This is a genomic window from Acidobacteriota bacterium, from assembly GCA_016196065.1.
Lineage (GTDB): Bacteria > Acidobacteriota > Terriglobia > Terriglobales > Acidobacteriaceae > Acidiflorens.
Genome location: JACPYL010000010.1, coordinates 1,403,658 through 1,428,590 on the forward strand (window position 1 = coordinate 1,403,658; position 24,933 = coordinate 1,428,590).

Here is a 24,933-nt window from a genome sequence, read left to right on the forward strand (position 1 = left end):
ACTGCAATCTTTCAACCCTACCCTTGACCGCGGTGAACTCTAACCCCAAGTGGAACGGGCAGTTCTCGTGTTTTGATCTGGTCGCCAGAACTGGTGATCAGCCCCGTGTTGTGGTTCGAATCGGGGACATTGAGATCGGTGGCGACAACGAATTTGTCGTCATGGCCGGCCCGTGCGCAGTCGAATCCGAACGCCAGATTCTGGAGACAGCGGAGTTCGTTGCCGCAGCAGGGGCTCGCATTCTTCGTGGAGGCGCCTACAAGCCCCGGTCCTCCCCCTATTCCTTTCAGGGCATGGGAGTGGAAGGCCTGAAAATTCTGCGCAAGGCCCGGGAATACACCGGCCTGGCCATTGTCACGGAGGTCATGACCGAGACGGACGTGGATGTGATCGCAGAATACGCCGACGTCATGCAAGTCGGGACCCGGAGCATGGAGAACTATGCGTTGCTGGAGGCGCTCGGGCGATGCGGCCGGCCGGTCCTTCTGAAGCGCGGGATGAGCGCGACCCTCGAAGATTTCATGCGGTCGGCGCAAGTCATCGCGATGAACGGCAATCCCAACATCATTTTGTGCGAGCGCGGTATTCGGACCTTTGAGACTGCGACACGAAACACGCTGGACATTGCCGCTGTGCCGGTACTGCAAACCGTTTCCAATCTGCCGGTGATCGTGGACCCCAGCCATGCCGCGGGGGTGCGATGCCTGGTTCCGATTCTGGCGCGCGCGGCCGTGGCCGTTGAGGCCGATGGAATGATTGTCGAGGTGCATCCCACGCCTGAGCGAGCATGGAGCGACGGCGATCAGTCACTGAACTTCCCCGAATTCCGCAACATGATGGATGACCTGCAACCTTACCTCGCCATCCGGAGAGACATTGTTCGCCCTGGCCCACAATTATTAGAAGCGCGGGGGGCAGACTAGTGCGGCCTGTCTCCGTCGCTATGCTTGTGTTCGTCGCCCTGGCCCTGGTGCCCACGGCTAAAGTTCTCTCTTCGCCATCCGGATCGCCTGCCGTTCTTTACACGTCGGCAAAACACTATGACGCGCTGGCGTGGGTTGAAGGTGAAGAACGGTTTGTTGCCGGCGCGACCGTCTATGTGGTTGATGGCCGTGGACGCCATCCATTGCTCCCCGCTTTCGCAGCGTCGGCCGATCCCGCTGTTTCATTTGATGCCAAGAGGGTATTGTTCGCGGGCAAGCGGACCGCAAGCGATCCATGGCAGATATGGGAAGTGTCCGTCCGTGGAGGCAATCCAAAGCAAATTACAAACTGTCCCGCAGATTGCGTGCGCCCTCTTTATCTACCGGAAGAGCGCATCGTCTATGCAGAAAAAATGAATGGGCGATTTGTCGTTCAAACCGCAGCGCTGGCAGACGGCCACACACTGCGACTGACGTACGGGACTGACAGCGCATTTCCTACGGATGTTCTCGCAGATGGCCGCGTGCTGTTCGAGTCCACGACGCGAGTGGAAGGTCGCCCGATCCCTGAAATTTACACGGTCTACTCCGACGGAAGCGGCGTTGAGACCTATCGCTGCGATCATGGGCACGCACGCTACTCCGGGAAGCAGGTGCGCTCGGGCGACATCATCTTTGCCGAGGAACGTGGCTTGGCTCGATTTACATCCTCCCGTGCGAAAGAGATGCCTGTCTCCGCGCCGGACGGTGAATACGCCGGCGGCATCGCCGAGTCTCCTGCGGGAGAGTGGTTCCTTCCGTGGCGCTCGAATGCAAAGGGTTTCTTCCAACTGATGAAGTGGAAGCCGGGGCATGGAGCTCTTCTACCAATAACACAAGAGCGGGGTGCGCACATTATCGAGCCAGTCCTCGTGAGTTCGCGACTGGTGCCGAAACGGCATCCCTCGGCGTTGCATGATTGGTCGGTTGGAAATCTTCTGTGCCTGAATGCTTACACCTCGAAGTACGACTTTCCCGCTGCTTCGATCCGTTCGGTCAAGGTATATACGAGAGACTCCTCAGGCGCAGTGCAGCTTTTGGGCGTGGCGCCCGTCGAAGCCGATGGATCGTTCTACGTCCAGATTCCGGGCGACCAGCCTCTGCAAATCGAACTTCTCGACGCTGCAGGCAAGACCCTGAAGCGCGAGACGGGATTTTTCTGGATGCGCCGCGGTGAACAGCGCGTCTGCGTGGGTTGCCACGCTGGTCCGGAGACCGCGCCTGAGAATGCTGTCCCCTTGATTCTGCTCAAGTCCACCACTCCGGCGGACATGACCCACCCTGTTGTCCACAGTTCCGCAGGAGGACACTGAATTGATCAAGCGACTCCTACTCCTCTTGTTGCTGTCGAGCGCACTCTGTGCACAGAACCCATCGGCGTCCGCGCCCGGCAAGATCCGCTTCGAGGACGCGACACAATCGGCCGGCATTGAATTTACACATAGCTTCGGTTCGCAAAAGCTGGGATCACTGCTCGAGAGTACGGGCGGAGGTTGCGTCTGGTTCGACTACAACAACGATGGATTCGTGGATCTCTACGTGGTCAGCGGCAAACCGCTCGAAGCCGGGATTCATCCGTATCCCCTCAAGCAGCAGCCGGCAGTTGCTCCGCACAATCATCTCTACAAAAACAATGGCAACGGCACATTCACGGATGTGACCGACAGCGCTGGCGTTGCCGCGAACATCTACGGTATCGCGGCGGTAGCAGCCGATTTCGATAACGACGGATTCGTCGACCTCTTTGTCACCGGCTACGGTCGCGCCATTCTGTATCGCAACAATGGCAAAGGAACATTCGAAGATGTCACAGTGAAGGCTGGCGTCAACGTCTCTGGTTGGTCGATCAGTTCCGCGTGGCTCGACTACGATCGCGACGGCTGTGTCGATCTATTCGTCGGACGGTACGTGCAGTTTGATCCCGAGTATCGCAGCTTCTATCCCGCCGACAACTATCCTGGCCCGCTCGATTATGAAGCCGATACCAGCCGTCTTTATCACAACAACTGCAACGGCACGTTTACGGACGTCACCGACAAGTCCGGCATCGGCGCATACAAAGGGCGCGCGATGGGCGTGGCTGCTGCGGATATCGACGGCGACGGCTATCCCGATATCTTTGTCGCCAACGATAAAACCGAGAGCTTCCTTTTTCGCAACAAGCATGATGGAACATTCGAGGAAATTGGCGGAGACCGCGGTGTTGCCTACGGACAAAACGGCGAGAACACTTCCGCCATGGGTCCGGTGCTTGCCGATGTCGATGGCGACGGGCGCGTGGATCTATGGGTGACCGACTCGAAATATAACCGCCTGATGCGCAACACAGGCGGCAACGGGTTCGAAGATATCGGGCCGAGTTCCGGAATCTCGGTAGCGAGTGCTCAATACACCAGTTGGGGAACCGGGGTCTACGACTTCGACAACGATGGTTGGCTCGACATTCTGATCTTCCACGGTGGCCTCGTCCACATGGTGCCGCAGGAGCAGTCAATCTTTCGCGGCCTGGGGAATGGAAAGTTTGCCGACGTTTCTCGCGATGCGGGTCCGCCGATCGAGGCCAAGACGGTCTCACGCGGTGCTTGCTTCGCAGACTACGACAACGACGGCAGAATAGACGCCTTCGTCCAGAATCTGGGCGGACGGGGCACTCTGCTCCACAACGCCAGCGAGAACACCAACCACTGGCTCACCGTGAAGTTGATTGGCAAAAAGAGCAATCGGGACGGAATTGGTGCGCACCTCGAGTTGCTCGCCGCAGGACGCAAGCAGATTGCTGAGCGTGTCGCCGGTTCCGGCTATCTTTCGCAAGACGACGGTCGTGTCCATTTTGGACTCGGTATCGCAGCGAAGGCCGACAAACTCACCATCCATTGGCCAAGTGGGCGAGATCAGGTTGTGGACAATCCGCCGGTTGATCATGTTCTGACCGTGGAGGAGCCGTAGATGCGACCGGTCCTCCGCATCCCCGAGTGGTGCAAGGTGGCAGCCAAGGTTGTTCCCATCGCTGCCTTACTGCTCGCCGGGGCGATCGCTAGACCTTCTTCGTCGCAGGCCGGATCGCAGCTCGAGCGTTATTTGTCTCCCATCGAAATGGTGATGTCGCCGCACGGCCGCCGGCTGTTCGTGGTGTGCGAAGGTACCGACGAAGTGCGTGTCGTCGACACACAGTCAGCGAGGGTTGTCGCCAGCGTTCCCGTCGGTCATGAGCCACGCGGAATCGTTGCTTCCTCTGATGGCCGGCAACTCTACGTCACCAATTCATGGACAGACAACGTCTCCGTGATCGACGCTGCGACGCTGAAAGTCACCGCAACACTCCGCACCGGTGCGGAACCAACTGGAATCGTTTTGGATCGCAGCGGTCAAATGCTTTATGTCGCCAACCGCCTCAGCGATGACATTTCTGTTATCGACGTCAAGACCGGCCACGAAATAAAACGCCTATTGGCCGGCCGTGGCGCAAGCTATCTTGCCTTATCGCCTGATGGCAAATGGATCTACGGCACGCATATCTACCCGAACGCGGGAACTTTTCAGGCGCAGCCGAAGTCAGAGATCACGGTGATTGATACGGCGCGGCAAGTAGTTGTAGCCCGTCGCCCGTTGGTCAACGCAGCCGGGGTATTTCATGTCGCCCTCTCGGCTGACGGCAAACTCGGCGTGGCTACTCAACTTCGCCCCAAGAATCTCATCCCACTCGCGCACGTGGAGCATGGGTGGGTGTTCGGCGATTCGCTGTCTCTGTTTGGTGCCGACATCGACGGTACCGTTCAGATCCCAATCGATGAACTGGACCGCTACTACTCTCGCCCCTGGGGCGTGGCGATTACGCCGGATAAATCCAGGATCTTCGTCACGACGTCAGGCTCGGATAGCGTCTCCGTCATTGGAGTGCCGAAGCTGATGGCCTCTGTGCGTGCGCGAGGTCACAGTATCACGAACGATTTGTCGGCGTCCGCGGATTATGTCGAGGCAAGGATGCCGGTTGGCCGCGAGCCTCGTGGTTTGCTGTTTTCCCCCGATGCCCGGCGTCTGTATGTCGTCAATCGCTTGGATGACAACATCTCGGTCATTGATACCAATCGGAATAAGGTCATATCGACTATCGATCTTGGCGGCCCGAAGACTGTCAACGCCCTGCGCCGAGGCGAACGAACTTTCTACAAGTCCGACTATGCGTTCCAGGGACAGTTCGGCTGCGCCAATTGCCACCTGGACGCCACGATCGACGGATTGCAATGGGACCTCGAACCCGATGGTTTCGGGAAAGACATCGTCGACAACCGGCTGCTGGAGGAACTCTCTGGCACGGAGCCGTTCAAATGGAACGGCGGCAATCCTGACCTGCCTACGGAATGCGGCCCGCGGGTGGAGAAATATTTCTTCCGTTCGCAGAGTTACAGCCCGGAAGAACTGACTGACCTCGTCACCTTTGTTTTCTCTCTGCGTTATCGGCCCAATCGTGAACGCCTTCCCAATGGCGAACTGACTCCCGCTCAAGAACGTGGCAAAGCAATCTTCGAACGAACGAAATACAAGAACAAGAAGGCAATTCCAGAAGGCAACCAATGTGCCTTCTGCCATAACGGCCCGAAATATACGAACCGGCAACAACTGGATGTTGGCACTGGCAAGCCTACCGATCGCTCTCCGCTGATTGACGTGCCGCAGCTTTCCAATGTCGTGTACTCCGGCCCCTTTTTGCACGATGGCTCGGCACAGTCGTTAGAGGAAATCTGGACGGTATTCAATCCCAAAGACAAGCATGGCGTGACCAACGATCTAACCAAGGACGAACTGAACGATCTCATCGAGTATCTGAAAACGTTATGAAGCCGAGAATCTGTGTCTTCGCGCTGCTGTTGTGCCTCGCGGCCTCTGTGGCCGCGGTGTCGCAAGAAATGCCCATGTTCCGTTGGGAGAACTTCACGACCGCGAACGGACTGCCCAACGACCACGTATTTTGCGTCCTGGTCGATGACGCCCGTGTGTGGGTAGGGACGGAAGACGGCCTTGCCCTGTACGAAAGCGGCGCGTGGAAAGTCTTTCGCCCGAAGGATGGCTTGGCGCACCAGGCTGTCCTGTCCCTCGCACTCGATCACCGCACCGGAGACTTGTGGGTGGGCACAATGGGCGGTCTTAGCCGCGTGTCGGCCGGACGGATTGATACTTTCACGCAACTCAATTCCGGTCTGAGCAACGACATTGTGTATGGAGTCGGCGTGCAAGGTGATTTCGTCTGGACTGCGACCGCGGCCGGCGCCAGTCGCCGAAATACCCGCACCGGTCAATGGGCTCTCTTCAATGAGCGCAATACGCCCATGTATGAAATCTGGACCTATGCTGTCAGTCCTGCGGAGGACAAGGTCTACTACGCGGTGTGGGGCGGGGGCGTGCTCGAGTACGACACGAAGACCGAGCACTGGAAGGATTACAACGATCCCGACGGCGAGACGGAAATGGTCCTCATGAAGGATCAGGGATTGATTCACGAGATCACAACCTCTGTGAGCTACGTGGACAAAATTCTCTGGGTCGCGACCTACTTCGGAGCGAGTCGCTACGATGGCCGCTACTGGCACAACTTCCTGCAGAAGGATAGTGGCCTGCCCAGCAACTTCATGAGCCAGGTCAAGGGCGTGGATGGCGATCGCGCCTGGTTTTCAACTGACAAGGGTTTGGCCTACTACGACGGCGCGAACTGGGCTGTCTACCGCCCAGCACTCGATACGCACAAGCCAGAAATGCTGGTTCGCGATGCCGATGGACACGTGACCAGCGTCCCAGTCGAGACCGCTCCGGCGCACAACTATGTGTTAGCGGTGGACTTTCAAGGCGACGATCTATGGGTTGCAACCGCGAAAGGGCTGAGCCACGGAATACGAGTACAAACTGCGACGCATGCCGCCAAGGCGGGCGCCGCGGTCAGCAAAACGAATTGATATCCAAAATAAGGTACCAACCAAGGAGCAGCGCGATGAATGTACAAGATCTACTCTCAGAAATTACTGCCGCCCCGATTGTGAAACGGGCGATCACCAACCACTCGGTTCTCAATGAAGCGTATGACTACGGGAGCGCATTTTCTCGGGGCATTCGGCTCGATCTGAACGGCATCATCGTCCTGCTCATCTCGGGAACCGCGAGCATCGACGAAAAGGGAGACACCGTGCATGCGGGCGATCTCCGCGCCCAGACTCGTCGCACATTCGACAACATTACTGCCTTGCTTGCCGCCGAAGGCGCCACCTGGCACGACATTGTGCGCACCTCCTGCTATATGCGCGACATCGAGCGCGATTACAAAGCGTTCAATGAGGAGCGTGCCGATTTTTACAGGGAACAGAAATTAGATCCCCTGCCGGCATCGACTGGCATTCAGGCGATTCTCTGCCGCCCCGATCTGCTCATCGAGATTGAGGCGATAGCCATGTTCCGTCAAAAGACTCACGAGGAGTAATGGTCATGCGCCGCTGCCTTGCAATGGTTGTGCTCACCTTGACGTGTACCGCCTGGGGGCAGACATCTGCCCCCTGCGCGTGTGGAAGGAATCCTTCTGGACCGCCTCCCACACGTTCTCTGAAGCCCTACACAGGCGCGCCGGACGATCTGCGGCCATTTTCGAAGTACACGGCCCCCTATTACGAGCACTATCAGAACTTGGTTGAATACAACGGCGCAGCTCGCGAAGTGCCTGATCCGAATTTGGACGATTTGAGTGAGATCCTCATCGGCTTCATCGGACCGCTCTACGACCACCGGGATCAGGTGTTCGGCAATCGCATGCTGCAGGGCGCCACGATGGCGATCAACGAAGCTAATGCTGCGGGAGGCTATTGCGGCAAACCGTTCAAGTTGATGTTGCACAACGATTCCGCCATCTGGGGCGCAGCCAGCAACGAAATCGTGAAGATGGTGTACGACGAGAAAGTCTGGGCGATGTTCGGCTCGATCAGTGGAGACACGACCCACATTGCGTTGCGCGTCACCCTGAAAGCGGAGACCCCGCTCATCAATAGTGCATCCACCGATCCAACGATTCCAGAGACGATCATTCCCTGGTATTTCACCGACCTGCAGGACGACCGCGTGCAGGGCTACACCCTGGCACGTCACATCTACACGGAACTGGGACTGAAGCGGATTGCGATCCTGCGCGTCAACGATCGTTACGGGCGCTTTGGTGTGCTGAAATTCCGCGATGCTTCCCGACGGTTAGAGCATCCTGTTGCCGTCGAACAGAAGTTCTTTCCCGGTGACACCGACTTCCGCCGCCAGTTGCGAGTGATTCAGGACTCACGCGTGGACGGCATCGTGCTTTGGACCGACGTCGCTCCTACTGCGATGATCCTCAAGCAAATGCAGGAACTCGGCATGAAGCAGCGCGTCTTCGGAAGCCACCGCACGGTGGGAGACGAACTGATCAAGCTAGCCGGGAGCGCCGCGGAAGGGTTCGAAGCTGTTTTCCCATACGAGCCGAATCGCACTGATCCACGTTGGCTGGAATTCAATGCCAACTATGAAGCGCAGTTCCACGAGAAGCCTGATCACTTCGCCGCGCTCGCCTATGACGCGATGCAGGCTCTGCTGAAATCGATTTGTCGCGCCGGCCTGAATAAAGGCCGCATTCGCGATGCGATGACAGGGATCACCAGCTATCAGGGTGTGACGGGCAATATGGTGTTCGATCCCAACTGCAAGAATATTGCTTCGTTGTTCCTTGCTCGCGTTCACAACGCAAGTATTGAGTATCGCCCGATCACGATGCAGAAACCGTATGCGCAGGTAGGCGAAAATGGAACGGAGTATGCTGGCCCGGCCTTGACCGATCAAGCGGAGGGCTCACTTAAGATCGGCATCTTCGGTCCCCACGCAGATCAGGTGATCCAATCTCCGGAGATCGTTCGCCTGCTGAATGAGATTCACCGACAGGGAAGTGCCCTCAGTCTCTTGGCAATTCCATCCGAACTCTCCTGGGGCAAAGCATCGCAACAACTGGTGAAGGCCGTCTATCAGGATCATGCGGTCGCTTTGATTGCGCTGGACCGGCCGTCCAGTCACCTGGCGGAACAGATCGCGGTGAAATCTTTTCTCCCGGTACTAGCGATTTCTTCCGACCGTACTCTCACGACCACCAACATTCCATGGATCTTCCGACTACCGAAGGATGCTTCTTTGGATCAGGCTGTCCGTTGTTTGGCCGATGCGATCCATCGAGTCGGCCCCAACCGTGAAAAAGTTCGGGATCTGTTGTCGTCAGGTACTCCGATGGCAGGTCTAAGCTTTTCGAAGACGGGCGAGTTACAGTTCTGAGGAAGCGCTGTTTCTGGTTTTCGTTTTAGAGCAGATCCCCAATTTCTCTTTCGAGTGCGGCAGTGTCGATCGCGCCCCTGTACCTGGCCTGAATGCGTCCGTCACGCCCGATCAGGAACGCCATGGGCAGCCCTAGAACTCCTCCGTATTGCGTGCCGATCCCGGCGTTGCCCATCACGACCGGATAGTTCATCGTGAAGCTCTTATAGAACTCGCGTACAGGCTCGGAACTATCGTCCATGGAAACCCCAATAATTTGTAAGCCCTGGTTGCCATACCTATTCTGCAGGTCCACAAATCTTGGAGTCTCTTCGCGGCACGGTTCACACCACGTCGCCCAAAAGTCGAGCAGCACTACCTTGCCCCGGTACGAGGAGAGGGTCAACGGATGCCCGTCCATATCGGATAAGGAAAAATCCGGCGCCACGGCATTTTCCGCAGGTGCCCGATGTACCTGACCGGATCGGAAACGTTTTTCGATGACAGAAATCCCGAACGCAAGTAGAACCACTGCAACTCCCAGCATGACTTTCTTGATGTTCACGGTGTCGGGTCAATCCCCCTTTGCGACGGGATAACCTTTCTCCACCCAGTCCATCCCAAAATTTCCCGCGATGTAGAGCACCTTCACATTGGTAAATCCCATCGCGTGCAAAACGTTAGCCGCCGGTTCTACGTTTGGGCAATGGTTCCAGGGGCAGCAACCGCAATAGATGACAATGAACTTGTTTTTAGGGAGAGATTCCACCCGCTTGCGTAGTTGCTGGAGTCCGCTCTCGCTCGATGCCGGACCGATGTACTCGGAACCGGGAATGTGCGCCTGAGAAAAGAGGACATGGGAGCCAACTTGAATCATCAGCGGCTGCGCACCCTTCGACTGAAGGATCTTGACCAGTTCGTCAGGGTTGATGAGCTGTGTTTTGGGGATGAGGCTTGCCTGATCAGCGACCGCCACTCCAGCCAAGACCATACATACGGTCGCCAGGGCCAACGGGAGCATGCGAGATTTCAAAAGAAGATTCATATAAGTCCTACTACATTATCAATTCCGGATTAGGTTGACGGCAAGATCCAAGAGGATTTGCGGCGGGACCTGATTGCTCCTCATTCCGGAAGGCGTGCTACTGCTAGCCAGAAGCGCTGGATCGACTGCACGGCTTTCCGGAATTCATCCAGGCTGCCGGGTTTGCTGACGTAGCAATTTGCTCCCAACGCATAGCAATCGATCACGTCTTGCCGCGATCCGGAGGTAGTAAAAAGAACAATCGGAATCGACCGCAAGTTCGGATCGCCCTTGACGTTGGCCAGCACCGCCCGGCCGTCTTTTCGTGGCAGATTCAGGTCAAGAATCACAAGATCGGGACGGGATACCCCACGGAACTGCCCTGAATGCGTGAGGAAGGCAATGGCAAGTTCGCCGTCCTGGACGATGCTGACTGCAGGTTTGTGATCGACACCGGAAAGCGCTTCACGAATCAAGTCTAAGTCGGCTGGGTTATCGTCCACCAGCAGGACTTCGCGTCTGACGTGGGAGTTCATTCGGCGTGCTGTTCGTGCAGTCGTGTTGCTGGCAAAGTGAAGCGGAATGTAGATCCAACGCCTGGCTCCGATTCCACCCAGAGTTTGCCTCCGTTTTGCTCGACGATCTTCTGGCAGATCGCCAGCCCCAGTCCATTTCCAGCGTATTCTTCACGCGAATGTAAACGCTGAAATATGACAAATATGACATCGCGATGTTCAGGTGCAATGCCGATGCCGTTGTCGGCGACGGAGAAAGCCCACGCCTCACCTTGCCTTTCCACAGAGATCTTGATCGCAGGTTTCTCTTTACCCCGGAACTTGATGGCATTGCCGATCAGGTTCTGAAAGAGTTGGATCAATTGCGTCGGATCGGCGGCAATGGTTGGGAGTGAATCATGAGTGATGCGGGCGCCGCTGTCTTCAATCACCGCTTGCAGGTTCAGGATCGCGCCCGCCAATGCAATATTGCAATCCGCATTGCCCTGCTTCGCGTCGCGTCCGACGCGCGAAAACGCAAGCAGGTCGCGGATCATTGCCTGCATGCGAAGGGCACCCTCTACGGCGTAGCCCATGTATTTATCAGCGTCCGCATCCATTTTCCCGCGGTACCGTTCGGACAAGAGCTGGGTATAGGCAGCCACCATGCGCAACGGTTCCTGCAAATCGTGGGAAGCCACGGATGCAAACTGTTCCAGGTCGCGATTCGAGCGTGCCAGTTCTTCTGCTTTTTCTGCCAGTGCATGTTCACTGCGTTTGCGTTGTTCGCGCGCTCTCTGCGCTTCCAAAGTTCGGCGGATCGCCAGTGGGAGACGCGTCAGCGAGCCTTTGAGAACATAGTCCGACACGCCCTGCTTGATGCAGTCGACTGCCGTTACTTCGCCCAGAGCGCCCGTGACCAGAATCAGGGGAATATCCAAACCCTCGTCATGCAGAATGTTCAATGCATCCAGTCCGCGCCAGTCACCCAGGTTGTAGTCGGCCAGGATGATGTCGGGACGATGGGCGCGTACGTGCTGGCGAAATTGCTCGGCAGTTTCGACCGTTGTGCTGGTGAAGGTGAAGCCACCGTTGTGGAGGGCGCGGATGACTAATTCGTTGTCCGCGACGCTGTCCTCAACCAGGAGAAAGCGAAGCGCCGGGCCGCTCTCGACAGCGAGATGGCCGGCGAACGCCGGTGCAGTCGCGGCTTCGGTCATACGTGCCCAGCTTCCTTGGGATGCTTCTCGCCAGCAAACGCGGGCACTTGATTCACGACCAGCCAGTACATGCCGAGTGTCTTTATCGTCTGGCGGAACTGCTCGAAGTTGACAGGTTTCTGAATATAGCTGTTTGCGCCCAGGTTATAGCTGGCGATCAAATCCCGTTCCTCCTTCGACGAAGTAAGGATCACCACGGGCACTCCCCTGGTGTGCGTGTCTCCCTTGATCTGTTTGAGGATTTCGATGCCGCTGAGTCTTGGTAGCTTCAAATCCAGCAACACCAGTTTAGGAAGAGCGTCCGCTGATCGCCCGGCATAGTCACCACGGCAGAAAAGAAAGTCGAGGGCTTGTTCGCCGTCGCGAGCGAGGAAGATCCGGTTCGCGAGATGCTCCCGCTGCAATGCGCGCAGAGCGAGCGTGATGTCGTCTACATCGTCTTCCACGATCAAAATATCCACCTGTCCGATCATCGTCAGACTCCGGCGCCGACACGAGCGGCGATCGTTTCATTTTCATGCGACGTGGGGGAGTCCACTGTGAAATAGAAGGTCGCTCCCTTGTAGAGTTGAGCCTCGGCCCAAATCCGGCCTCCGTGCTTTTTGATAATCCGCTGGGCGGTCGCAAGGCCTACACCGGTGCCTTCAAATTCTTCGGAACGGTGCAGTCGTTGGAAAACCCCAAAAAGCTTGTCGTAGTACGTCATGTCGAATCCCATGCCGTTGTCGCGAACGAAGATGACCGTTTCACCGCTGATTTCGCTTGCGCCCACTTCGACCACTGCCGGGTGTCGCGGGCGCGAATACTTGAGCGCATTCGACAGCAGGTTTTGAAAAACCAGTTGTATGAGGGGTTCGTCACACTCCAATTGCGGAAGAGGCGCGATTTTCCATTCGACTTCGCGGCCTTCCCATTCGGGCTTGAGCAACGCTACGATCTCTCCGACAATCCTATTGAGATCCACTTTACGGACGTCGATGCACTGCCTCCCGACTCGAGCCAGACTCAGCAACTCATCGATCAATATCCCCATCTTCTGAGTCCCTTCCTGAATTCGATTGAGGTAGTGCCGGACCTGAACATCGAGTGAAGGGCCAAACTCCTCCACCAAGATTCCGGAGAAACCCGCGATATGGCGCAGGGGTGCCCGAAGATCATGAGAGACGGAATACGTGAAAGATTCCAGTTCCTGGTTGGCCGCCTCCAATTGGGCGGTGCGTTGCTGGACGCGTAGCTCGAGGTTGCGATTCAACTGCTGGATCTCACGTTCGGCGAGTTTTCGCTTTGTGATGTCGCGGAAGGCGATGACTCCGCCGTGCCGGACTCCCTGCTCATCGAGCAAGGGCCAGGCATTGCCCTCGATCCATACGCCGCCGGACACGGCTGGGTTGAGCAGATACATTTCTGCGCTGCTTGCTTCTCCGTGTACGGCGCGCACGAGGGGATTGTCCCTTTCAGGGAAAGGCGTCACCTGGTCCGGCTTGAACACGTGGTAGTGTTCCGCCCATTCCTGCATTGGAATCTTCGTGGGCCCCATGCCCACAATTGCGTTCGCTGCAGGATTCCAGAGTACAAAGTCTCCATTTTCATCGGCCGCAACCAGACCTTCGCCAATGTTGTCGAGCACGGACCGCAATAGGGTCGTTTGAGCCTGCAACGCGGTCCGTGACAGCCGCAACTCCTCCGCCTGTGCTGCCAATTTCTCTTCTGTCTGTTTGCGCTCCGTGATATCCGTACGGATGGCAACATACTGCCGTACGTCTCCATCTTCGTTGAACAACGGAACGATGGTGGAATCGAGCCAGTACATCGAGCCATCTCGGGCGCGGTTCTTGATCTCGCCGTGCCAAACCCTGCCGTTGGCGACAGTGCGGTATAGGCCCGTGAAGAATTCTCTTGAGTGAAATCTGGAGTTCAGAATGCGATGGTTCTGGCCAACTAGTTCCGCTCTGGAATATTTGCTGATCGCGCAGAATTTGTCGTTGACGTAGGTAATCGTGCCATCAACATCGGTTATCGCCACGAAGGCGTGCTGGTCCATGGCGAATTGTTGATCGGCCAGATCTTTCAGCGCTCTGCTGTTCTTGTCGAGGTCGGCAATGAATTCTGGAACGACTGAAATGAGGAGTGCAACTGTGATGGCCGACGCGATGGCTGTAATCGCATTCATCACGCCGGCGAGGATGTAGTTCGCGTGCCAGACGTTCCAAACTTCCATCCAATGTGAGGTTCCGCAGGCCAGAATGAAGATCGCGAACATCCACGTTAACCGGTTCGACAGCAACCGGCGGTTCTTGCGGATCAAGAAGATCAGGGTGAGCGGGATGCAGTAATAAGACAGCGCGATCACGCTGTTGGAAATCACATTCAGCCACAGAGTCGTCGGATCCCAGAGATAGCAATATCCGTGGGGCATGAAGTCCGGGAGCCGGAAGGAAATGTTCACCACGGCCGACAGATCGGAAGCAGATTGAGCGATCATGCGCGATCACAATGGCGACACGGGAGCACACGTTCACCCCGTCCATACCATCGTCAGTGCGGCGGGAAACTTCAGGAGAGAAAAACGATGTCGGCGCTGTGAAGCAGGGAAGAAACTGCACCGGAAGGGATTGCCCCTTGGGGGAGGCCTCCGGTAGTGGTCTGCAGCAGTGATCAACTGCCGGCCTTGGATCTGCGACGGGGCCGCCCGTCGCAGCATGCTAGAGCCTCAGGCAAGCGGTGGCGTCAACTACGCGACCGCTTCGGATTTTCTGACTGCAAGGGGACGCAGCGGGGCGTGCAATCCACGCATCACCTTCTCGAATTGCGCCAGGTCCAGCGACTGCGGTCCATCGGAAAGTGCGCGTTCCGGACAGGGATGCACTTCGACGATGATGCCGTCGGCGCCCACCGCGAGCGATGCTCGTGAAACGGGGCCGATCAGGCTCTGTTTGCCCGTTCCATGCGAAGGATCGGCGACCACCGGCAGGTGGGTCAGTTCTTTCGCCAGTGCGAGAGATCCAAGATCAATCGTGTTGCGGGTTCCCGTCTCGAAGGTCTTGATCCCGCGCTCGCAAAGCACCACCTGCTGATTTCCGCCGGAAAGCAGGTACTCCGCCGCCAGCAGCCATTCCTTCACGCTGGCCGAAGGACCTCTCTTCAGCAGTACAGGTTTGTTGGCGAGGGCCAACCGGCGCAGCAAAGCGTAATTCTGCATGTTGCGTGCGCCGACCTGCAGCATGTCGGCATATTCGCAGATCAGGTCCACGTCCTCGGTACCCATCACTTCGGTGACGACCGGCAGTCCAGTTTGCTCGCGCGCTTCGCGGAGAATTTTGAGCGCCTCGATCCCCAACCCTTGAAACTCATAGGGCGAAGTGCGCGGTTTGTAGGCTCCGCCGCGCAGCATGTTGGCGCCGGCCTTCTTCACGCCATGAGCAGTTTCCAGCAGTTGTTCCCGGGATTCGACCGAGCACGGTCCAGCGATTACCACCACTTCCTCGCCGCCGATCTTGATCCCGCCCACATCCACGATGGATGAGGTCGGTCGAGTTTGCCGGCTTACCAACTTGAATGGCTGAGCGATGGCGACGACGTTATCGACACCCGGGGCGACCGACAGCGCTTCAATCTCGTGCCGGCGCCCTCCGCTACCGACGGCAGCCACGATCGTGCGTTCCGTTCCGCGGGTAACGTGAGGTGTGAATCCCGCTTCCCGGATTCGCTGGATGATGTGTTCGATCTGCTCAGGACTGGCGCTGTCGGACATGTTGACGATCATGGGAGGTCCTTTCGTAGTTGAATCCAAAAATAAAAACGCCGCGATCCTTGGATCGCGGCGTCGGTGCAAAATCTTGAGCTGTCTCTATTTTCCGGACTCGCTCCAGACGGCAACCTCCGCCGCGTACCTAAACCAGTAGCGGCTAAATCGGCTGGAGGCGCTAAATCGAGTCATCACGATTCCTTCGAGAAATGTCATTGCTGCACTAAAACCGGCTCTACTGGCTCAAAGAGCTGGCAACGCTGGAAAACGCGTTGTTTGCATTGCCGCCGATCAGACGTACTGTACCGATCACCAATACCAGGATCACCGCCAGCATGACTGCGTATTCGGCAATGTCCTGCCCCTGCTCGTCCGACCACAAGTTGCGGCAAATCTGAAGCATTCCATCCTCCGAGCCGTCGTTTTGAAAGCGTTCCCAAAACGAAACTAGGGAACAATAATGCCGACTCCAATCGTGATTGTCAATCCACCTGTACGATGGATTTTTCACAGGTTTACGAGGCGCCAAGTAGAATCAAAAGAGTCCATGCCTGTCGCTTTGGAATTCGAAGCAATTACCAAGGAATACCGCTCGTGGCCGCGAGGAAAACGGGTTCAGGCGCTGCAAGAGTTTTCTCTTTCTGTGCAACAGGGAGAGATTTTTGGTTTTCTCGGACCGAATGGCGCGGGAAAAAGCACCGCCATCCACCTCGCCATGGGATTCATGCAGCCTTCCTCTGGTAAGGGCCAAATGCTGGGGAAGCCCTTTGGAGACGCTGGGACCCGCCGCCGCGTCGGATTTCTAGCTGAAAATGTCGCGCTTTACCATCGCCAGGCCGAGGCGGCGATCCGATTCTACGGTGGCCTGAACGGAATGCATGGCGTGTCACTTGCCAGTGCCGCGCGCGCCGCCCTGGTATCCGTTGACCTACAGTCGGAATCCCGACGCAATCTGGCGCAGTTTTCGCGTGGAATGGTGCAGCGGGTGGGTCTGGCCCAGGCACTCGTAAGTGACCCAGAGTTACTTATTCTCGATGAACCGACCTCGGCGCTCGATCCGGCGGCACGCGTCGCGGTTCGCGAATTATTGCTTCGATCACGAAGTCAGGGGAAAACGATCTTCCTCAGCTCGCATCTGCTTTCGGAAGTGGAACTCGTCTGTGACCGCGTGGCGATACTGAGCCGCGGCCAAGTAGTTCGAACGGGTTCGCTCAGTTCGATGCTCGAAGCCAGCGACCAGGTTGAGATCGTTGCGCAAGGCGAAGCCCTGCGCCAGTTCGACCACGCCATCGTCGAAGGTACCCGGGTCCGGTTCACGGTTCCTAAGAGCGCACAGCGAAATTCTATTGAAAGAGTCTGGGCTGCGGGCGGGGAAGTGGTCAGCGTGAATCCCGCGCGGCGTTCCCTGGAGGAACTTTTTCTCGAACTGACCGGCCCGGAACCAAATGGCACTGCCCGAAAGCAAGCGGGAGAACTGAACTGAGATGAGACCGGTCTTCTTGATCGCACAGAACTTCGCACGCGAACAACGCTGGCCACTCTTCTTCCTGCTTCTCTGGGTGCTCGGTTGGGCATTGTTTGGAGTTCTGGCTGATCCGCGCTCGGGACCGGATGACGCGCTACTGATTTTCCGTCAGCTTGCGGTGTATTCGGTCACGTTCGGAGTGTTCTTTGGCAGTTCCGCGATCCAGGCCGACCAGAGGTCCCGTCGCATCCTTGCCGTGCTGTCCAAAGGGATCTCGCGCCGCCAATATGTGTTCGGCCTGCTCCTGGGTATCGCCCTGGTGCTGGGCGTGTTTTGCCTGTGTATGGGATTTACCGCCAGCTGGCTGCTGGGCCGTTACGGTTTCAGCCTAGGTGCGATGTGGTTCGGGGTACTCGCGCTTTGGACAGCGTGCCTGCTGACCGCATCCTTAACGCTGTCTCTTGCGGCCTTCATGCCTCCCATGTTTGCTGCGATCGGGGCGGGCACAATCGCGGGAATTCCCGCACTCCTCGCAATGCGCGGAGACGTGTTTTCAAAGTATGTGATTCCGGTGCATGGATTGCTGGAGCCGTCGATCCGGGCGGACTTTACCTATACATGGCAAGCAAGCATCGGCATGATTGCTTTCGGATGGGTGGAAACCGCAGCCTTCTGGTTTGTGGCTGCGTGGATTTTCTCGCGACGCGATCTGTCGGTGGCGGTGGAGTAGAGAAAGTGGAAATCTCTTAATGCCCGGTCGCGTTCGTAGTAGTGGACGCAACAATGCCGGGCAGAAAGTCATGTGCTGACTGAGTAGCGTAGTCCAGCACGCGTCCCGGGAACACTCCCAGATAGAGAGTCGCTAACACGCACGCAGTGATCGCCAATCCAGTCGCCATGGGAACGGGAGTGACGGGCACTTCGCCGCGCGGTTCGCGCATGTACATCATCACGATGACGCGCAGGTAGTAGTAGGCTCCAATCGCACTGTTCACCAATCCAATGACCGTCAGCCAGACCAGATTCGCTTTCAGGGCGGCGCTGAAGATGTAGAACTTTCCGAAGAAGCCGCCCGTGATTGGAATCCCAATCAGCGACATTAGGAAGAAAGTCAGTGTGGCTGCGAGGATCGGCGAACGCCGGCCGAGCCCGGCATAGTCTTCGAGTGTCAGGTACTTCTCGCCCACATTGGCAAAATGGCTTACCACCGCAAACGCGCCCACATTCATCGCGGCATAAGCGGCGGTGTAGAACATGACCGCCGTCGTGCCGAGTTCAGGGGCAGCGGCGAACGCCACGAGCATGTAGCCCGCGTGCGCAATGGATGAGTAGGCTAGCAGGCGCTTGATGTTGTCCTGTACCAGCGCGCTGATGTTTCCGATGGTCATGGAGAGCGCAGCAGAAATCCAGACCAGCCAGAACCGTGAGGGGGCGTCAATTTCGAACATCACGCGGAGCAGCACGGCAAATGCAGCGGCTTTCGGACCGGTGGACATCAGTCCGACGATCGGCGCTGGCGCACCTTCGTAGACGTCGGGTGTCCAGACATGGAAGGGCGCCGATGCCACTTTGAACCCGAGGCCTACGAACATTAGCGCTACCGCGACATAGGCCAGCGTCGGTATGTTGCCTGCTGCGAGCGCGCGCCCGATGGCGTCAATGTTGGTCGAACCCGTGGCACCGAACATCATGGCCACGCCATAAAGGAAAAATGCGGTCGCAAACGATCCCAGCAGGAAGTATTTCAGCGAAGACTCGCTGCTCGCCGCTTCCCGGCGCCGGAAGCCGGCCAGAACATAGGTGGCAATCGAAGAAATTTCCAGTGCGATGAAAATCAGGACGAGTTCGATCGCCGACGACATCAGGCACATGCCGACGGTGCCGAGCAGAATCAGTCCGTAGTATTCGCCGGCACGGATACGCTGCACTGCCATGTACTCGTACGAACTCAAAATGACGACGGCCGCGATCGCGATCACTAGAACATGAAAGAAGATGCTGAAGCCGTCTACCCGGACCATGTTCCAGAAGCCAGTGCCCGGATACATGGCCATGAAGTAGGTCGAGGCAAGAGCAGCGAGCGTTCCGATCAGCCCAATCGCGCCGAGAGATTTGTGGCTGCTATGGTCGTCCAGCAGCGGGTCGACCACCATGATAATCATGCCGAAGATCGACAGAATGATTTCCGGCAGGATGCGCATATACTCCGCGCCAGTGGGTAGCGGCACGGTTTGGGCCTGCGCCAGTAAGGTCGGCAAGAAGTGAGCGAGCGTCGTCATGGTCATTGCCCCACCAGTTTGGCGGCATACTGCGGAATGTTGGCCAGGGCCGAATGTACGGCGGGATCAATTGAACTCAGCCACAAGATCGGAGCGACGCCCATGACGAGGGCAATTGCTGCGGCTGGCAAGAGCGCCGCCTTCTCGCGCATGTTCAGGTCGGGTAATGCCAGATTCTCGTCGTGCTTTATGACTCCGAAGAAGACGCGTTGATACATCCAGAGCAGGTAACCGGCGCTCCAGATCACGCCCGTGGCCGCCAGTATTCCGTAGATGGGGCTGGCCTGAAACGCGCCGCTCAGCACCAGGAATTCGCCAATGAAGCCATTGAGAAGCGGGAGCCCGACGGAAGCGAGAACGATGAACAAGAAGTAGGCTGCATATTTCGGCATCACCGTCGCCAAGCCGCCGAATTCGGAGATCTCATAGGTATGCCGGCGCTCATACAAAATACCTGCCAGCATGAAGAGTCCGCCGGTCGCAATTCCGTGTGCCAGCATGACGAACACCGCGCCATCGACTCCAGCCTGCGTGAAGCTGAAGGTGCCCAGTACGACAAATCCCAAGTGGCTGACCGAGGAATAGGCGATCAGCTTCTTCATATTCGGCTGCACCAATGACACCAGCGCGCCGTAAATAATGCCGATGATTGCAAGCGTAATGATCCAGGGTGCATTGCGCCGGGCTTGCTCGGGGAATAGTCCGAGATTGAAGCGCAGCAAGCCGTACGTACCCATCTTCAGCAGCACGCCTGCCAGCAGGACCGATCCGGCGGTTGGCGCTTCGACGTGAGCGTCGGGCAACCATGTGTGAAGAGGGAAGAGAGGTACTTTGACGGCGAACGCGACAAAGAATCCGAGGAAGAGCCATTGTGCTGCGGCGGCAAAGTTCTCCACATTGCCGGCCTGGATTGCATGCTGGATGTCGACGAAGTCGAAGCTGCCGGTCTTGCTGTAGAGCCAGATAATCGCCGCCAGCATAAACACCGACGCGATCATCGTGAAAAGGAAATACTTCACGGCCGCATATACGCGACGTCCGTGGCCGTACATGCCGATCAGCAGCGCCATCGGGATCAGCGTCGCTTCCCAGAAGAAGTAGAACAGGAACAGGTCGAGCGACGTGAACACGCCGATCAGCGCCGACTCAAGAATCAGCAGCAGAATGAAGAATTCCTTCACTCGTTCGTGAATCGACGTCCACGAAATCAGCACGCACAGGGGCGTAAGGAATGTCGTCAACACCACCAGCCACACGGAAATGCCGTCGATGCCCATGTGGTAGTGAATGTTAGGAGTGGTGATCCAGATCTTGTTGATCTCGAACTTGAAGGGGTGGGGGTCACTGTGCAGGTAAACCGGCAGATGCAGCGACGCTACAAAGGCAATCAGGGAAATGCCCAGCGCAAAGCCCTTAATGTCCCGGTCGCGCCGCGGAATGATCAGCAGCAACAAGCTTCCTGCCAGCGGAAGGAATGTTACCAGCGTGAGAATGTATTGGTTGAGAGCAGATGTATTCATCGCACCCCCATCCAGACCATGTAGGCAATTACCGCAGCGCCACCGGCGGCCACCCAACCTGCGTACGACCGCAAGTTGCCGGACTGCATGTGCCGTATGTTGTCGGAAGTGTGGCGCGCCGAATCAGCGGCGCCATTCACCGTGGCATCGATCATGCCTTGATCCACTCCCTTCCACAACACAGCGCTGGAACCATCCACTAACGGTTTCACAAAGACTGCCGCATAAATTTCGTCGACGTAATACTTGTGGACCACCGCGTTGTACAAGCCGCCCAAACTGGCAGCAATTTTCTCAGGCAAATCGCGGCGTTTGTAATAGAGAAAATATGCCAGTCCCCAGCCGAGGAAGGCGACGGCGATCGATGCGCCCATCAACAGGTGTTCGGTATTGGGGTTGCCCTCCACCGCCTCGGTTGCCACTTCGGTCACTCCGGCGTGAAATACCGGATCGAGGAAGTGCTCAAAGCGATGCTGGTAGCCAACCAATCCGCCAATTACGGATAACAACGCGAGAACCACGAGCGGCCCCAACATCACCCATGGGCTTTCGTGTGGATCGCCGTGTCCATGACCATGATCGTCATGGCTGCTGTGTCCGTGCGCATCATGGCTGGCGGCTCCGCGGTACTCACCGAAGAACGTCATGTAGAGGAGGCGGAACATGTAGAAGGAGGTGATGAAGGCGGTGGTGATGCCGATCAGCCAGAAAATCCAGCTTCCATGCGGGCTTGAATAGGCTTTCCAAAGAATCTCGTCCTTTGACCAGAAGCCAGCGAAAGGAGGAATACCGGCAATCGCCACCGTGGCGATCGCCATCGTCCAGAACGTGACCGGCATGTATTTCTTCAGGCCGCCCATCTTGCGCATGTCCTGCTCGCCGCCCACGCCGTGAATCACCGAACCTGCGGCCAGGAACAGCAGACCTTTGAAGAACGCATGCGTCATCAAATGGAAGATGCCTGCCGAGAATGCTGCCACACCGCAGGCCATGAACATGTAACCGAGTTGCGAGACAGTCGAGTAGGCCAGAACCTTCTTGATGTCGGTCTGCGCGATGCCGATGGTCGCCGCGAACAACGCCGTCAGCGTGCCGATCACAGCAACGACTGTCAGGGCTCCCGGCGCGTGTTCAAAAATCATGTGCGAGCGCGCCACCATGTAGACTCCCGCCGTAACCATCGTCGCAGCGTGGATCAAGGCGGAGACTGGAGTTGGCCCCTCCATCGCGTCCGGCAACCATACATAAAGAGGAATCTGCGCGGATTTTCCAGCTGCTCCGACCATCAGCAGCAATCCGATCGAAGTCAATAATCCGACTCCGGCCATCTCTACTGGTTTCCCTGCAACCTGCTCAAACACTTTCGTGAAGTCCAGAGAGTGATAATTCTGGATGATCAGGAACAGGGCGATCAAGAATCCGAAGTCGCCGATTCGATTGACGATGAATGCCTTCTTGCCCGCTGCTGCCGCCGAATCTTTCGTGAACCAGAATCCGATCAGCAAGTACGAGGCCAGGCCCACGCCTTCCCATCCGATGAACATGACCAGATAGTTCTTCGCCAGCACCAGCGTCAGCATGAAGAACATGAACAGGTTCAGATAGGACATGAAGCGGTAGTAGGAAGCGTCGTCCCACATGTAGCCGACCGAGTAGATGTGGATGAGGAATCCGACCCCGGTGACGACCAGCAGCATTACAAGCGATAGTTGGTCCAGATAGAAAGCGAAGTCGACTTGAAAATCGCCGGCTCGCATCCAATGGATGCCCCGATCGAAGACATACGGAGCTTCTGCTGCTGAAAACCCGAACGCAATCTTGAGTGCAAGCAGGAATGCAGCGCCACAGAAGACGAGCGCAATCGTCGTGACTGCGGTCTTCGACGACCGGCGTCCGAAGATGCCGTTGATCGCCGCTCCAGCCAGTGGCAGGACCGGAATGAGCCAGAGATAAGGGTTCGGCGTCATAGTTTGAGCAGGTTCACCTGGTCCACATTCAAAGTTTCGCGCGTACGGTAGACCGCAATGATGATTGCCAATCCCACCGCGGCTTCTGCAGCCGCCACCACCATCACAAAGAACACGAAGATCTGTCCGCTCAGCGCATGCCAGTGCGCGGCGAAGGCGACGAAGGAGAGATTCACGCCGTTCAGCATCAACTCAATCGACATGAAGATGGTGATGATGTTGCGCTTGATGAGGAAGCCGAGCACACCGCACACAAAGAGGATTCCACTCAATGCCAGATAGTAATAAAGAGGAATCATCGCCGCTCCCTTCCCGCGCCCACCAGTTCGAGCGTTTCTTTGTCCGCCGGTTCTTCATGCGTGCGGGCGATCGACTCGGGCTTGCTGGCGAGAACTACCGCGCCCATGATTGCAATCAGGACCAGAACGGACGTCACTTCAAACGGAAGCAGGAAATCGTGGAACAGCAATTGAGCGATATCGTGGGGAACTCCGGGCAGGGCAAACAACGAAACCGAACCCATCTCGGAGTGACGCAACAACACCCATGCCACCAATACTGCCCCGATCACGACTCCCGGCACTCCCAACAAAACGGCAACCCGGCTCCCGCCCGCGCGTTCTTCTTCGCCGGCGTTCAGCAACATGATGGTGAAGATGAACAGCACCATGATCGCGCCCGCATAAACGATGACCTGGATGGCGGCGACAAATTCCGCGCCCAGCAGAAGGTACTCGCCGGCGAGCGAGGCCATCACCACCACCAACGACAACGCGCTGTTAATGGGGTGACGCTGCACCAGCAGGTTGACCGCTCCCGCTACGCAGATCCCGCCGAAGAACAAAAATAGTATGAGATGAACCATTCGTTTCGCAGTTCTCGTGCTGATTCCAACTACTTCGCTGCTACGGAAAACACATTCGGATACAACGCCACCACCAGTGCCGTTGCGACCAGATTTGCGATCGCAACGGGCAGCAGGAACTTCCAGCCAAACGCCATGAGCTGGTCATAGCGGAAACGGGGAAGCGTCCAGCGCACCCAAACGTACAGAAACATGAAAAAGAAAACTTTCAGACAGAACCAGACAATGGGTAGTACCGCTCGCACGATGTAAGGCCCAAACAATGGACCCGACCATCCGCCGAAAAACAGCAGCGTCGACAGACACGCTACCGTTACCATGTTGGAATATTCCGCCATGAAGAACATGGCAAACTTCATCGCGCTGTACTCGGTGTGATATCCCGCCACCAATTCGGATTCCGCTTCGGGAAGGTCGAACGGGGTACGGTTTGTTTCCGCGTATGCGGAAATCAGATAAACAAAAAATGCGATCGTCCCGAGCGGGAAAAAGAAGATGTTCCAGTGCTTGTGCGCCTGCGCTTCCACGATATGGCGCAAGCTGAAGCTTCCTGCCAGGATCATCACCGGAATTAGTGACAGGCCCAGCGAAACTTCATAGCTGATCATCTGAGCGCTGGCACGCAGTCCGCCGAGCAGGGAATACTTGCTGTTCGAAGACCATCCTGCCAGAGCAATTCCGTACACTCCCATGGAGGTGATACCGAGGACGACCAGCAGGCCGATGTTGAGATCGGTGATCTGCAGCTGAGTCGTGATCGGCCCAACGGTGATCGAATTTCCAAACGGAATTACCGAAATCGCCGTGATGGCAAACACGACCGCGATGATCGGCGACGCGATATACAGCGCCTTGTACACGTACGGCTGCGTGAGATCTTCTTTGAAGATGAACTTGATGCCGTCCGCTAAAGGTTGCAGCAGGCCGAATGGGCCGACCCGCGTGGGTCCCCAGCGATTCTGAATGCGCGCGGACACCTTGCGCTCCAGCCAGACGCTATAAGCAACCGCCGTGAGCAGCACAAAAACCACGGCGACCGACTTGATGATCGAGATGATGGCGAAGATCGCGAGTTGATTCAACGAAGTGTCCGTGAT

23 protein-coding genes are annotated in these 24,933 nt (G+C 57.0%); 9 read left to right on the plus strand and 14 right to left on the minus strand.

The annotated features are described in order from the left end of the window. Positions 1–77: 77 nt before the first annotated feature. The 7 genes from aroF (HY010_09085) to HY010_09115 are packed head-to-tail and all read left to right on the plus strand — an operon-like array spanning position 78 to position 9,278. Positions 78–923 (plus strand): 3-deoxy-7-phosphoheptulonate synthase, encoded by an 846-nt coding sequence (gene aroF, locus HY010_09085; GenBank protein MBI3475874.1) that lies wholly within the window; start codon positions 78–80, stop codon positions 921–923. Then, positions 923–2,275, plus strand: a complete 1,353-nt coding sequence (locus tag HY010_09090) for a hypothetical protein (GenBank protein ID MBI3475875.1) — start codon at positions 923–925, stop codon at positions 2,273–2,275. The genes aroF (HY010_09085) and HY010_09090 overlap by 1 nt, the downstream gene beginning before the upstream one ends. 1 nt (position 2,276) lies before the next feature. Beyond that, positions 2,277–3,908, plus strand: a complete 1,632-nt coding sequence (locus HY010_09095) for a CRTAC1 family protein (protein MBI3475876.1) — start codon at positions 2,277–2,279, stop codon at positions 3,906–3,908. Continuing rightward, a complete protein-coding gene (locus HY010_09100) occupies positions 3,909–5,798 on the plus strand; it encodes a beta-propeller fold lactonase family protein (GenBank protein MBI3475877.1) in 1,890 nt (629 codons plus the stop codon). It abuts the gene before it with no gap. Beyond that, entirely contained in the window at positions 5,795–6,907 is a 1,113-nt protein-coding gene (locus tag HY010_09105; protein ID MBI3475878.1) for a regulator, read from the plus strand. Before HY010_09100 ends, HY010_09105 begins: the two co-directional genes overlap by 4 nt. 35 nt (positions 6,908–6,942) lie before the next feature. After that, positions 6,943–7,425: a hypothetical protein gene (locus HY010_09110; protein ID MBI3475879.1), complete on the plus strand. Its 483-nt coding sequence runs from the start codon at positions 6,943–6,945 to the stop codon at positions 7,423–7,425. 5 nt (positions 7,426–7,430) lie between these two features. Further along, positions 7,431–9,278: an ABC transporter substrate-binding protein gene (locus HY010_09115; protein MBI3475880.1), complete on the plus strand. Its 1,848-nt coding sequence runs from the start codon at positions 7,431–7,433 to the stop codon at positions 9,276–9,278. Positions 9,279–9,303: 25 nt separating this feature from the next. Here the strand turns inward: HY010_09115 and HY010_09120 are convergent, their stop codons facing one another. From HY010_09120 to HY010_09155, 8 genes are all read right to left on the minus strand, one after another. Next, complete coding sequence (locus HY010_09120) at positions 9,304–9,822, minus strand: TlpA family protein disulfide reductase (GenBank protein MBI3475881.1); 519 nt, start codon at positions 9,820–9,822, stop codon at positions 9,304–9,306. Positions 9,823–9,831: 9 nt separating this feature from the next. Continuing rightward, positions 9,832–10,248, minus strand: coding sequence for a rhodanese-like domain-containing protein (locus HY010_09125; GenBank protein ID MBI3475882.1), 417 nt, complete (start codon positions 10,246–10,248; stop codon positions 9,832–9,834). 134 nt (positions 10,249–10,382) lie between these two features. Next, positions 10,383–10,817 (minus strand): response regulator, encoded by a 435-nt coding sequence (locus HY010_09130; protein MBI3475883.1) that lies wholly within the window; start codon positions 10,815–10,817, stop codon positions 10,383–10,385. Beyond that, positions 10,814–11,731, minus strand: coding sequence for a GHKL domain-containing protein (locus tag HY010_09135; protein ID MBI3475884.1), 918 nt, complete (start codon positions 11,729–11,731; stop codon positions 10,814–10,816). Before HY010_09135 ends, HY010_09130 begins: the two co-directional genes overlap by 4 nt. Before the next feature lie 260 nt (positions 11,732–11,991). Further along, positions 11,992–12,468, minus strand: coding sequence for a response regulator (locus tag HY010_09140; GenBank protein ID MBI3475885.1), 477 nt, complete (start codon positions 12,466–12,468; stop codon positions 11,992–11,994). Between the two features lie 2 nt (positions 12,469–12,470). Continuing rightward, positions 12,471–14,477: a PAS domain S-box protein gene (locus HY010_09145; GenBank protein ID MBI3475886.1), complete on the minus strand. Its 2,007-nt coding sequence runs from the start codon at positions 14,475–14,477 to the stop codon at positions 12,471–12,473. A 249-nt stretch (positions 14,478–14,726) separates the two neighbouring features. Beyond that, positions 14,727–15,758, minus strand: a complete 1,032-nt coding sequence (aroF, locus tag HY010_09150; GenBank protein MBI3475887.1) for a 3-deoxy-7-phosphoheptulonate synthase — start codon at positions 15,756–15,758, stop codon at positions 14,727–14,729. Between the two features lie 217 nt (positions 15,759–15,975). Then, positions 15,976–16,143 (minus strand): Flp family type IVb pilin, encoded by a 168-nt coding sequence (locus tag HY010_09155; GenBank protein MBI3475888.1) that lies wholly within the window; start codon positions 16,141–16,143, stop codon positions 15,976–15,978. Positions 16,144–16,287: 144 nt separating this feature from the next. On the opposite strand from HY010_09155, the gene HY010_09160 reads away from it, so the two are divergent. Both HY010_09160 and HY010_09165 read left to right on the plus strand, forming a co-directional pair. Then, the gene (locus tag HY010_09160; GenBank protein MBI3475889.1) at positions 16,288–17,223 is read left to right on the plus strand and encodes an ABC transporter ATP-binding protein; all 936 of its coding nucleotides are present in this window, start codon (positions 16,288–16,290) and stop codon (positions 17,221–17,223) included. Between the two features lies 1 nt (position 17,224). Continuing rightward, positions 17,225–17,935 carry a hypothetical protein gene (locus HY010_09165; GenBank protein ID MBI3475890.1) on the plus strand — a complete coding sequence of 237 codons (711 nt, stop codon included), beginning with the start codon at positions 17,225–17,227 and terminating at the stop codon, positions 17,933–17,935. Positions 17,936–17,951: 16 nt separating this feature from the next. Here HY010_09165 and HY010_09170 read toward each other — a convergent pair whose 3' ends face one another. The 6 genes from HY010_09170 to nuoH are packed head-to-tail and all read right to left on the minus strand — an operon-like array spanning position 17,952 to position 24,918. Next, the gene (locus HY010_09170) at positions 17,952–19,484 is read right to left on the minus strand and encodes an NADH-quinone oxidoreductase subunit N (protein ID MBI3475891.1); all 1,533 of its coding nucleotides are present in this window, start codon (positions 19,482–19,484) and stop codon (positions 17,952–17,954) included. 2 nt (positions 19,485–19,486) lie between these two features. Further along, complete coding sequence (locus tag HY010_09175; protein ID MBI3475892.1) at positions 19,487–21,004, minus strand: NADH-quinone oxidoreductase subunit M; 1,518 nt, start codon at positions 21,002–21,004, stop codon at positions 19,487–19,489. Next, a complete protein-coding gene (gene nuoL, locus HY010_09180) occupies positions 21,001–22,971 on the minus strand; it encodes an NADH-quinone oxidoreductase subunit L (protein ID MBI3475893.1) in 1,971 nt (656 codons plus the stop codon). Before nuoL ends, HY010_09175 begins: the two co-directional genes overlap by 4 nt. After that, positions 22,968–23,270 carry an NADH-quinone oxidoreductase subunit NuoK gene (gene nuoK / locus HY010_09185; GenBank protein ID MBI3475894.1) on the minus strand — a complete coding sequence of 101 codons (303 nt, stop codon included), beginning with the start codon at positions 23,268–23,270 and terminating at the stop codon, positions 22,968–22,970. Before nuoK ends, nuoL begins: the two co-directional genes overlap by 4 nt. Continuing rightward, positions 23,267–23,836: an NADH-quinone oxidoreductase subunit J gene (locus HY010_09190; GenBank protein MBI3475895.1), complete on the minus strand. Its 570-nt coding sequence runs from the start codon at positions 23,834–23,836 to the stop codon at positions 23,267–23,269. The genes nuoK and HY010_09190 overlap by 4 nt, the downstream gene beginning before the upstream one ends. Before the next feature lie 29 nt (positions 23,837–23,865). Then, the gene (gene nuoH, locus HY010_09195; GenBank protein MBI3475896.1) at positions 23,866–24,918 is read right to left on the minus strand and encodes an NADH-quinone oxidoreductase subunit NuoH; all 1,053 of its coding nucleotides are present in this window, start codon (positions 24,916–24,918) and stop codon (positions 23,866–23,868) included. Between the last annotated feature and the right edge of the window lie 15 nt (positions 24,919–24,933).

Excerpts from the sequence above, each read along its gene's own strand:
- HY010_09190 (MBI3475895.1), bottom strand. The coding sequence starts at position 23,836 with ATGGTTCATCTCATACTATTTTTGTTCTTCGGCGGGATCTGCGTAGCG.
- HY010_09165 (MBI3475890.1), top strand. The coding sequence starts at position 17,225 with ATGAGACCGGTCTTCTTGATCGCACAGAACTTCGCACGCGAACAACGC.
- HY010_09140 (MBI3475885.1), bottom strand. The coding sequence starts at position 12,468 with ATGATCGGACAGGTGGATATTTTGATCGTGGAAGACGATGTAGACGAC.
- HY010_09155 (MBI3475888.1), bottom strand. The coding sequence starts at position 16,143 with ATGCTTCAGATTTGCCGCAACTTGTGGTCGGACGAGCAGGGGCAGGAC.
- HY010_09160 (MBI3475889.1), top strand. The coding sequence starts at position 16,288 with ATGCCTGTCGCTTTGGAATTCGAAGCAATTACCAAGGAATACCGCTCG.
- nuoK (MBI3475894.1), bottom strand. The coding sequence starts at position 23,270 with ATGATTCCTCTTTATTACTATCTGGCATTGAGTGGAATCCTCTTTGTG.
- HY010_09125 (MBI3475882.1), bottom strand. The coding sequence starts at position 10,248 with ATGGTCTTGGCTGGAGTGGCGGTCGCTGATCAGGCAAGCCTCATCCCC.
- HY010_09115 (MBI3475880.1), top strand. The coding sequence starts at position 7,431 with ATGCGCCGCTGCCTTGCAATGGTTGTGCTCACCTTGACGTGTACCGCC.
- HY010_09130 (MBI3475883.1), bottom strand. The coding sequence starts at position 10,817 with ATGAACTCCCACGTCAGACGCGAAGTCCTGCTGGTGGACGATAACCCA.
- HY010_09100 (MBI3475877.1), top strand. The coding sequence starts at position 3,909 with ATGCGACCGGTCCTCCGCATCCCCGAGTGGTGCAAGGTGGCAGCCAAG.
- nuoL (MBI3475893.1), bottom strand. The coding sequence starts at position 22,971 with ATGACGCCGAACCCTTATCTCTGGCTCATTCCGGTCCTGCCACTGGCT.
- HY010_09110 (MBI3475879.1), top strand. The coding sequence starts at position 6,943 with ATGAATGTACAAGATCTACTCTCAGAAATTACTGCCGCCCCGATTGTG.
- HY010_09175 (MBI3475892.1), bottom strand. The coding sequence starts at position 21,004 with ATGAATACATCTGCTCTCAACCAATACATTCTCACGCTGGTAACATTC.
- aroF (MBI3475887.1), bottom strand. The coding sequence starts at position 15,758 with ATGATCGTCAACATGTCCGACAGCGCCAGTCCTGAGCAGATCGAACAC.
- HY010_09170 (MBI3475891.1), bottom strand. The coding sequence starts at position 19,484 with ATGACGACGCTCGCTCACTTCTTGCCGACCTTACTGGCGCAGGCCCAA.
- HY010_09105 (MBI3475878.1), top strand. The coding sequence starts at position 5,795 with ATGAAGCCGAGAATCTGTGTCTTCGCGCTGCTGTTGTGCCTCGCGGCC.
- HY010_09145 (MBI3475886.1), bottom strand. The coding sequence starts at position 14,477 with ATGATCGCTCAATCTGCTTCCGATCTGTCGGCCGTGGTGAACATTTCC.